This is a genomic window from Mycolicibacterium austroafricanum (assembly GCF_000612725.1).
GTDB lineage: Bacteria > Actinomycetota > Actinomycetes > Mycobacteriales > Mycobacteriaceae > Mycobacterium > Mycobacterium austroafricanum.
Genome location: NZ_HG964451.1, coordinates 324,823 through 334,354, shown reverse-complemented (window position 1 = coordinate 334,354; position 9,532 = coordinate 324,823). Strand labels below are relative to the sequence as shown.

8 protein-coding genes and 1 pseudogene are annotated in these 9,532 nt (G+C 66.8%); 3 read left to right on the top strand and 6 right to left on the bottom strand.

Annotation, left to right across the window (positions count from 1 at the left end; translation table 11 throughout):
* Positions 1 to 695: pseudogene (locus BN976_RS33765) on the bottom strand (hypothetical protein); the annotation flags it as partial.
* A gap of 296 nt (positions 696 to 991) precedes the next feature.
* Complete coding sequence (locus tag BN976_RS08215; protein WP_011779376.1) at positions 992 to 2,095, bottom strand: tyrosine-type recombinase/integrase; 1,104 nt, start codon at positions 2,093 to 2,095, stop codon at positions 992 to 994.
* Positions 2,096 to 2,300: 205 nt separating this feature from the next.
* Here BN976_RS08215 and BN976_RS08210 point away from each other — a divergent pair, with 205 nt between their 5' ends.
* Positions 2,301 to 3,131 (top strand): alpha/beta hydrolase, encoded by an 831-nt coding sequence (locus tag BN976_RS08210; RefSeq protein ID WP_011779377.1) that lies wholly within the window; start codon positions 2,301 to 2,303, stop codon positions 3,129 to 3,131.
* A 408-nt stretch (positions 3,132 to 3,539) separates the two neighbouring features.
* On the top strand, positions 3,540 to 3,839 hold the full coding sequence (locus tag BN976_RS08205) for a hypothetical protein (RefSeq protein WP_011778799.1): 300 nt from the start codon (positions 3,540 to 3,542) through the stop codon (positions 3,837 to 3,839).
* A gap of 138 nt (positions 3,840 to 3,977) precedes the next feature.
* Here BN976_RS08205 and BN976_RS08200 read toward each other — a convergent pair whose 3' ends face one another.
* From BN976_RS08200 to BN976_RS08190, 3 genes are all read right to left on the bottom strand, one after another.
* Positions 3,978 to 4,538, bottom strand: coding sequence for a TetR-like C-terminal domain-containing protein (locus tag BN976_RS08200; RefSeq protein WP_011778800.1), 561 nt, complete (start codon positions 4,536 to 4,538; stop codon positions 3,978 to 3,980).
* A gap of 133 nt (positions 4,539 to 4,671) precedes the next feature.
* On the bottom strand, positions 4,672 to 7,257 hold the full coding sequence (locus BN976_RS08195; RefSeq protein ID WP_036369855.1) for an FHA domain-containing protein: 2,586 nt from the start codon (positions 7,255 to 7,257) through the stop codon (positions 4,672 to 4,674).
* 21 nt (positions 7,258 to 7,278) lie between these two features.
* Positions 7,279 to 7,710 (bottom strand): nuclear transport factor 2 family protein, encoded by a 432-nt coding sequence (locus BN976_RS08190; RefSeq protein ID WP_011778802.1) that lies wholly within the window; start codon positions 7,708 to 7,710, stop codon positions 7,279 to 7,281.
* Positions 7,711 to 7,758: 48 nt separating this feature from the next.
* Here BN976_RS08190 and BN976_RS08185 point away from each other — a divergent pair, with 48 nt between their 5' ends.
* Positions 7,759 to 8,322, top strand: a complete 564-nt coding sequence (locus BN976_RS08185) for a TetR/AcrR family transcriptional regulator (RefSeq protein WP_036369853.1) — start codon at positions 7,759 to 7,761, stop codon at positions 8,320 to 8,322.
* Here the strand turns inward: BN976_RS08185 and BN976_RS08180 are convergent.
* The gene (locus tag BN976_RS08180) at positions 8,306 to 9,502 is read right to left on the bottom strand and encodes an NADH:flavin oxidoreductase (RefSeq protein ID WP_036370438.1); all 1,197 of its coding nucleotides are present in this window, start codon (positions 9,500 to 9,502) and stop codon (positions 8,306 to 8,308) included. The two genes, BN976_RS08185 and BN976_RS08180, sit on opposite strands and share 17 nt — an antisense overlap.
* Positions 9,503 to 9,532 lie beyond the last annotated feature (30 nt).

The following is a 9,532-nucleotide window of genomic DNA, read 5'->3' as shown; positions in this document are numbered from 1 at the left end:
TACAGCGCCGCACCGACGGGAACCCCGGCAATCCAGTCGTGCTGGCGGGCGATCTCCAGGAACCGGCGCACCGACGATAGTCGTTGGCGGCGTGCGTTCGGTGGGTGACCCCGCTCGGTCAGAACGGTCAACAACCGGGTGATCACGGCACGATCGAACTGTTCAGGCCGGGCGTTGGTGCCAGCGCATTCGGTCAGTGCCGACGACAGCAGCGTCAGCACGGTGAGGTCGCGGTGCATGCCGCTGGGGCTGTGGCCGGTGTCGTGGCGCCAGCGCAGAAACTGTTTGACCGCAGCGCGTAGCCAGCCCTGCTGAATATCGCGGAAGTCCAGCCGCCAACCTCCGGGAACCCCGGTGACGCCGAGGCGCCGCAACCGCCAGACGTCTCGGGCATACTCATGCTCGTGCCCGAACTGGCCGCGTAGCCGATCGAGCTCGTCGATGGTGAATGTGAAGAAGCCGACCTTAAGGGTGCCTACTGGCTTGGGCATTCGGCCGTGACTCCGGCGGCCCGGACTGGGCCACCGGTCTTCATCAGGCTCAAGCAACGAGCGAATACCGGTGTCGGCGAGGCCATCTATCGCGCCCTGCAGCGAGACCAGCCGCAACGACGGCGGGTTGGGGTGTTGTCGCGCTTGGACGATGCCGTAGGCGATCTCCCGGCGCAACGGCAGCGGAAGCCTGCCCAGGAGCACCGACTCAGGGTCAGGACATGGCCCCGGATCGTCCCAATAATCGAGATCGGGCTTTCCCGCCGCAACCCAGCGGTCATGGTGAACAGCACATACGGTTGCGTCGCCTTTGCGCGATCGAGGGCAACCCGCCACTGCGCAGGCCGGCCCACCTCCCACCGGGTCATCCGCCGTGACAAAGACCCGGCAGTCGTCGATCAGAATCGACGCCACCAGCTCACGAAGCTGATCCTGCAGCGGCAGCGGCGACGCCAGCTCGGCGTCCCCAGCAGGCCCGACAACCCTCAACGGCGCGGTCATCACTGGCCCTCTACAGCGCGGTCCAGGCAGCCTTTGTCGCGCAGGACTCGCCGGAGGTCTTCGACCTCCAGGTGTGCATAGGTGCTGGCGGTGGTCGTCACTGAGGCGTGACCGAGGAGTTTCTGCACGACCTCGGCCGGAACCCCACGACGCAACAGATCGGTGGCGTAGGTGTGACGCAGCATGTGGACGGTGAACTCGACCCCGCTGCGGGCGCGCAGCCGACTGACCAGATCGGTGACATTCCAGTACCGCAACGGCGTGCCGACCGATCCGCCCCACAGATTGACGAACACATAGTCGCAATCCAGTTCGCCGTATTCGTCGACCAGGTAGTCGGTATAGAGCCGGATCAGCGATGCCGCGACCGGGATCTCGCGCTGCCCACCTTTCACCCGCGCGCCGTTGCTGTTGCGGCGGGCCCGGATTCGAATCAGCGTCCCGGCAGCGTCGATATCTTCATGCCGTAGCCCGAGCGCCTCACCGATCCGCATGCCGGTGCCCGCGAGCAACTCGATTAAGAACCGATCCCGCAACCGATCACACGCGTTGACGATCAGCTGCACCGACTCCTCTGGCAACGTCCGGGGCAGCCGACGGCGGGTCTTTAGCTTGATCGTCCGGCGGTGCTGGTCACCAGCGGAACCGAGGTGGGCCAGAAATGGTCGCCATGATCCTCGCGCCCCGCCGGCTTTCATCGTCGACAGCAGCTCGCCGCACCCCACGCCGTGTCGGTGATAGAACTTGTAGAACGAGCCCACCGCAGCGAGCTTCCGGTTGATCGTTGACGCCGAACACTGCGCCTCCATCGTCGAAAGCGACGTCACTGACGCAGTCCGCTGTGTCGGTGGCAGACGCAACCAGCCGACGAACCGGCCGAGATGTTCCAAACGAACTGCCCGCCAATCAATCCCATGGGCAGCCAAGAACTCGAAATAATCGCGCAGATCAAACGCATAGGCCCGGACCGTTCCGGGCGAACGCTCGATCGCGGTCAAATGAGCCAGGAAAACATCAGCCGGCTCGACCACCGCGAACCGCTCATCCAACACGGTCCACGACTCCGGCCCGCCGTCCGGCGGCAAAACCTGCTGAACCCGCAACGCCGCCTCCTTCGGTCCCAGCAAGCGAGGAACGTACTGATGGCGACGGTAGCGGTAGGGACCGACAACACCCCGGCAACGACCGTCCGTCGACATGGGTGACTAATTCGGTGCGATGGGGAACTGCTCAAGCTACTCTCAGCGTCATTGCAGCTAACCGACGCGGTTTGATGGCTTTCTGGACGCCCAAGAACGGAGTCAGCGCATGCTCGAGGTGATCGACAAGGGGGCTTGCAGTGAATCTCATCCGGTGCCACTGCTCTTCGTTCACGGAGCCTGGCATGCCGCTTGGTGCTGGGACGAACATTTCCTGGACTTCTTCGCCGACAAGGGTTTCCGCGCGCTAGCGGTCAGCCTCCGCGGCCACGGAAACAGCCCCTCACCGAAGCCGCTCCGCACCTGCTCGCTCGCTGATTACCTCGACGACGTTGACTCAGTCGTCGACACCTTGCCGACAACGCCTGTGCTGATCGGCCATTCGATGGGCGGCTTCATTGTGCAGAAGTACCTAGAGGCGCACCAAGCACCCGCCGGCGTGCTGATCGCGTCCGCACCCCAGCGAGGAAGCTTCGCATTCACCATGCGCCTGACGCGAAGGCATCCATGGCTGACCACAAAAGGACTGATTACGGGCAACGCATTACTCCCCGTAGGAACCCCTGAGCTTGCCCGCGAAAGCTTCTTCTCGTCGCAGACTCCCGAGTCAGACGTCGTGCGATACGCCGCGCGACTCAACGGCGAAAGCCAGAGAGTTGCAATCGATACGATCTGGATGCTGCCCAGACCGAAGCGGGTGACCACGCCGCTGCTCATCCTGGGAGCTGAATGTGACCGCAGCATCCTCTCAAAGGAAGTGCGCACAACGGCCAACGCCTACCGCACCGAAGCAGAGATCTTCCCCGACATGGGCCACGACATGATGCTCGAACCAGGATGGGCCGCCGTCGCCGAACGAATCCACACGTGGCTCGAAATGCGTGACCTACGTCCCCACCGCGGGGAACCGGATCAGCAGGAAACGACGCCAACAGGTTAGGCAACCCAGCCGCACCTCGAATGAGGCCCGCCTGGCGACGAGGACATTACTCGTCGAGGCCGACGGCTCGGAATCCCACGAGCACCTCGTGGACTGACCCGAGATAACACCCTGAGGCCGTAGCCAACAGGTGGGCACAGCTCCCATTGGCTACATCAACGACACATTCCTGAAGACCCTGGGGAACATGTGTTCGATTTTAAGCGACCACACTGACAAGTTTCACCGCTGTATTACTGCCAACCGCCGGTCAATTTCTGCCACCGGAATTATTGACCTGACCTGCGGGTTTAACCAGTCAGATCGCTTGATCGGATCGAGCGAACTACCAGAACGGAACACCACCACACGTCGAAACCGCGCGACACGCTCCACGGCTCCGACCCCGGACAAGGGAAGAGCAGAACCATGAAGAACCTCACCATCGCCACCGCCGTCGCCGCCGGCCTGAGCGCCGCCGTACTCGGCCTGGCCGCCCCCGCGATCGCGGCCCCCACCGGCGGCAACGCCGACGCGACGATCAGCCAGCTCGAAGCCCAGGGCCACCGTGTCGTGGTCAACCGGCTCTCCGATGCCCCGCTGAGCCAGGCCAGCGTCGTCGGCATCCACAAGGGCGGCGACATCCGCTCCACCGTCCGCGACGACTTCACCGACCGCACCTACCAGCAGACAGTGACAGGCAGCGTCTACTACCTCGACGTCAAGTAAGCGGACAATCCGGCCGACGTCCAGTAAGCGGACAAATTCGGTATGAGTCCGCTGAACGGCCCGGGCCGACAGAAGGGGCGCCCCGACCCGGGGCGCCCCTTCTTCGTCGACGGGCCCGGGTGTCCGAAAAGCCGCTTTTCAGCGCTGGACGGCTCGAGTGACCAGTTCGGCGATCTCGCGGCAGTAGCCCGGATCGACCGACCGGTCAGTGTAGAGCGCGAACGTGTGTAGCGGGCACGTCAACAACTGCAGTGCGATCGACGGTCTGACGTCATCGCGAAGCTCACCGCGCTCGGCGGCCCGGCTGAAGATGACCTCGATCGCTTCCGTGCGCATCGTCCAGAACTGCGACCGGGTGCCGTAGTCGGCGGTGTGCGACTTCGTGTCGACGACCATCATGCGGGCGATGCGGCGTCCCATCGGCTGATTGACGTAGGCGGCGATGGCCATTGCGAGCTCGGTCAGGTCGCCCTGCAGGGAGCCCGTGTCGGGCACCGAGATGATGGTGTCGCTGTAGCTGAGCAATGCGTCGATGATGAGTTGACGTTCGCTGGTCCACTGCTCGTGCAGGTACTCGGCGTCAAGCCGTGAGCGTTGGGCGACGCCCTCGATGCTGAAGCGATCGACACCCCATTGCTGAAGTTCAGCTAATGCGGCTTCGATCGCCGTGGCACGCTGCGACGCGTCGACATCGGACACGTGGTTCCCCCCTGGATTGCCTGCGTGCCGAGCGTACGGAACCCGCAGGGATCTGCCAGGACTTCCGCCGTTTTCGTTGCACCCGCCAGGAGTCTACTGACCAGTAGGAAACATATGTCGGTCTACGACAGATTTACGCGGACTTCAGCCGGATCCGCCACCGCACGAACGCGAGGTAGCCGACGCTGATCGCCAGCAGCATGCCCATGTCGAACAGCCAGGCTCCCGTGGTGTGTTGCCAGTGGCGATCCTGCGGAGTCAACGGTCCCGGCACCAGCCGGATCAGGTCGACGGTCGAGGCGGACGCCGCGAAACCCCACCGCGCCGGGGTGAACCAGGACATCTGATCGAGCACGATGCGGTCGGTGACGGGGATCATGCCGCCGGAGAACACCAGCTGGCTCATGATCGCGACCACCAGCAGCGGCATGATCTGCTCGGCGGATTTGGCCAGCGCCGACAGCGCCAGACCGACCATCGCCGCGGCCACACACGTCACCGCGATGTCGGTGAACAACTCCACACTGCGGTTACCGATCACCGCGCCGCGCTCCACCGCGCCGGGACCCCAGCCCTTGCCCGCGATCGCAATCGAGGTGACGATCGCGGCCTGCACGATCGCGAACGCGGTGAACACCACCACCTTCGCGAGCAGGTAGGCCGACGTCGACAGGCCGACCGCCTGCTCGCGCCGGAAGATCGCGCGCTCACTGATCAGCGCGCGGATCGTCAGCGCGGTCCCCATGAAGATCGCGCCGACGTTGAGCATCACCAGGATCTGTCCGGGCTCGTTGGGCGCCTCACCGCCCTCCAGCGCGGTCTTCGGCACGCCGAAGCCGACGTCGCCGGGCACAGACAACGACAGCACGCCCATGATGAACGGCAGCAGCATCAGGAACGCGAAGTAACCGCGGTCGGAGATGACCAACCGGATCTGACGCCGCGCGATCGTGGACAGCTGCCGTCGCAGGCTGGTGCGGGTCGGGTTGCCCAGCTCCGACGGCGTCAGTGCCGGCGGTTGGGGTGGCGGCGGCCCGTTCTGGGCCAGGTAGCGCTGCGCTGCGGCATCGGGGTCGCCGGCGACGGCGCTGAAGATGTCGGCCCAGTTCGTCGTGCCCATGGACGGGCCGATCTGGCTGGGCGGGCCGTAGAAGGCGGTCTTGCCGCCCGGCGCGAGCAGCAGCACCTGATCGCACACGTCGAGGTAGGTCAGCGAGTGGGTGACCACGAGGACGACGCGGCCGGCGTCGGCCAGCTGGCGCAGCATCGTCATGACCTGGCGGTCCAGCGCGGGGTCCAGGCCGGAGGTCGGCTCGTCGAGGATCAGCAGCGACGGGCCGGTCAGCAGCTCCAGCGCCACCGACGCACGCTTGCGCTGGCCGCCGGACAGCTTGTCGACGCGGGTGTCGAGGTGCTTGGTCATCTCGAGCTCTTCGAGCACCTCGTTGACGACCTGTTCCCGGTCGGCCTTGGTGGTGTCGGGCGGCAGCCGCAGTTCGGCGGCGTACATCAGCGCCTGGCGGACGGTGAGCTGGCCGTGCACCACGTCGTCCTGCGGCACCATCCCGATCCGGGAGCGCAGCGAGGCGTACTCGGCGTGCACGTCGTGCCCCTCGAACGACACCTGGCCCGTCGTCGGGTGGGTGTAACCGGCGACCAGCCGGGCGAACGTCGACTTGCCCGCCCCGGACGGGCCGATCACGGCGGTCAGCGTGCCCGGGCGCGCCGACATCGAGATGTTGTCGAGCAGGGTCTTGTTGTTCTCGATCGTCCAGGTGACGCCGTGGACGTCGAGGCCGCCGGTCGCGGTGGCCGCGGCGGTTTCGGTGCGACGGACCAGCGTGCCGTCCCGGAACACCAGGTCGACGTTGCCGATCGTGACCGTGTCGCCCTCGGTGAGCATCGCGCTGTCGACGCGGGCGCCGTTGACGAAGGTGCCGTTGATGCTGCGGTTGTCGCGGATCTCGGTGCCCGCGGGGGAGTGAACCAGCGTCGCGTGATGGCGCGACGCCAGCACGTCGGGGATGACGATGTCGTTGTCGGTCGAGCGGCCGATCTTGATCGACCCGGGCGGTGCCTCTGCGGGCCTGCCGGGCCGCAGGATCTTGAGCATGCTGGTGGCGATGTTGCCGTCCCCGCCGGACCGCGGCGCTGCGGCGGGGCCCATCACGGTCGCCGACTCCATGGCCGGCGACGAGAGTGGCTGCTGGACCGGCGCGGGCCGGGACGGCTGAGGCGTCGGGTACGTCGGCGGCGCGGACGGGCGCGGCGCACTCGGGTAGGGGCGCTGCGCCGGAGGACGTCCGGTGGGTGGCGGTTGCGACGGCGGCGGTTGTGACGGCCAGGTCGCGCTGGGCCGGCCGGCCACCGGGACCGCCGCGGTCGGGGGCGGCGAACCCGCAGAGCCCTGGTGGCGGCCCACCTCGAAGACCAGCAGTGGCCCGTCCGGGTTTCCGATGTGGACCTGCGTACCGTCGGTGATCTCGGCGGCGGGCACCCGCCTGCCGTTGACGTACATGCCGTTGAGGCTGCCGTTGTCGATCGCGAGCCACCGGCCCTGGTCGAATCGCAGCACCAGGTGGGCACGCGAAATCAGGGGGTGGGCGATCCGGATGTCGGCCCGCAGATCCCGGCCGACGACGACGTCGTTGCCTGCCGCGAAAGACCGTGTGGAACCGTCATACCGAACGGTCAGCGCGGGGGTTGCTGGTCGGCTCACGGAGCCGCTCCGGCGGCGACATTAGACATCGCGGGCAACTCTAGCGGTTACCGGTCGGGTGGGTATGTGCCACCTGACGGTGTCGGTGATCTGTTGCAGCGCTGTTATCTGCTCGTTCTTCACGGTGATCACGTGTGCGAAGGCGGCGTCGACCCGCGCCTGGCGTTCGCGCGCCGTTCCGCGGTAGGTGCCGAGGACGACCACGCGCCCGTCCGCGGTGTCGAGTGCCAGGTACTCCCGCGGGATGACCTCGACGTCGTACAGCGCATCGATGCGCCCCCACACGTCGGTGATCATCGCGACACGCCCGTGGTGCTCGCCGCCTACCCCGTGCGGCATGCCTGCGCTCACGAGACCTTCGAAATCGTCTGCGAGCAAAGCGAATAGCGCGTCAGCGTCTTTCCGGGAAAGCGCTCGATAGAACCGTCGTGCGACGTCTTCGGTGGTATCCACGGCCCCTCCTCGTTTTTTAGAGACTAACCTCTATTTTAGGGTGGAGCAATGCCGCGGCCCGCTCGATACACCACCGATGTTCTGCTCGACGCCGCTGCGGAGCTGCTCGCCGCGGAGGGCCCGGCCGCGGTGACGATGTCGGCGGTCGCGCGCAGCACCGGCGCGCCGAGTGGCTCGGTGTACCACCGCTTCCCGACGCGCGCGGCACTGTGCGGCGAGCTGTGGGTGCGCACCGAGGAGCGCTTCCAGGGGGAGCTGATCGAGGCGTTGTCAGTCGACGGCGACGCCCAGCAGCGCTGCGTGTCCGGCGCGCTTCGGATCGTGCAGTGGTGTCGCGACAACCCCGTCGAGGCGCAGGTCATGCTCGCCGGCCCCACCGAACTCGGAATGGGCGACTGGCCAGAGCCGGTGACGAGTCGACGGAAACGCTTGCAGCGCAAACTGCGTAAGGCGCTCTCCGACCTGTCCGACGACACCGCGCGGGTCAACGCCGCGATCGTCGACGTGCCCGCCGCGATCGTGCGGCGTCACCTGCGGGCGGGTCAGACCATTCCTTCGGTCGCCGACGCGATCGTGGAGGAGTGCGCCCGCGCGCTCATCGCCCCGAGCTGACCGGTGACGGCGAGCCGGTGCGCACGCAGTAGGTGTGGCTGTAGATCGTCGGCATGCACAGGTTGCAGTGGTCGCAGATCGACCTCACGCTGCTGTCGGCCTGGATCCGGTTGAGCAGATCCGGCTCGGCGAGCAGCGCCCGTCCCATCGCGACGAAGTCGAAGCCCTCGGCCATCGCGCGGTCCATCGTGTCGCGGTTGGTGATGCCGCCCAGAAGGATCAGCGGCAGCTTGAGTTCGTCGCGGAACTTCTTGGCGTCCCGCATCAGGTAGGCCTCCTGGTACGGGTACTCGCGCATGAACTTCTTGCCGGTCATCCGGATGCCCCACGACAGCGGCGGCTTGAACGCGCCGGCGAACTCCTTGACCGGGGCCCCGCCGCGGAACAGGAACATCGGGTTGAGCAGCGAGCTGCCGGCGGTCAGCTCCAGCGCGTCGAGGCCGCCGTCCTCCTCGAGCCACTTGGCGGTCTGCAACGACTCCTCCAGCGGGATGCCGCCGCGCACCCCGTCGGACATGTTGAGCTTCGCGGTGACCGCGATCTGGTCCCCGACGGCGCGTCGGACCGCCAGCACCACGCCGCGGGCGACCTTGGCGCGGTTCTCCAGCGACCCGCCGAACTCGTCGGTGCGCCGGTTGATCAGCGGCGACAGGAACGCGCTGGCCAGGTAGTTGTGGCCGAGATGGATCTCGACGGCGTCGAAGCCGGAGTCGATGGCCAGCCGGGCGGCATTGGCGTGCGCCTCGGTCACCTCGGCGATGTCCTCGCGGGTGGCCTTCTTGGCGAACCGCATCGACAGCGGGTTGAAGAACCGCACCGGCGCCAGCGCCTGGGCCTTGTTGGTACGCGCATTGGCCACCGGCCCGGCGTGGCCGATCTGCGCGCTGATCGCGGCGCCCTCGGCATGGATCGCGTCGGTGAGCCGACGCAGGCCCGGCACCGCCTCCGGTCGCATCCACAGTTGCCAGCCGTCGGTGCGCCCTCCCGGAGCAACGGCGCAGTAGGCGACGGTCGTCATGCCCACTCCGCCGGCGGCGGGGAGCCGGTGGTAGGTGATCAGGTCCTCGGTGACCAGCGCGTCCGGAGTCGACGCCTCGAACGTCGCGGCCTTGATGATGCGGTTGCGCAGGGTCAGCGGGCCCAGCTTGGCCGGACTGAACACATCGGGTGCGACTGTCATGTCGCAGAGCATGCCACGCCCTCCGTAGGA

Excerpts from the sequence above, each read along its gene's own strand:
- BN976_RS08210 (WP_011779377.1), top strand. The coding sequence starts at position 2,301 with ATGCTCGAGGTGATCGACAAGGGGGCTTGCAGTGAATCTCATCCGGTG.
- BN976_RS08205 (WP_011778799.1), top strand. The coding sequence starts at position 3,540 with ATGAAGAACCTCACCATCGCCACCGCCGTCGCCGCCGGCCTGAGCGCC.
- BN976_RS08185 (WP_036369853.1), top strand. The coding sequence starts at position 7,759 with ATGCCGCGGCCCGCTCGATACACCACCGATGTTCTGCTCGACGCCGCT.
- BN976_RS08180 (WP_036370438.1), bottom strand. The coding sequence starts at position 9,502 with ATGACAGTCGCACCCGATGTGTTCAGTCCGGCCAAGCTGGGCCCGCTG.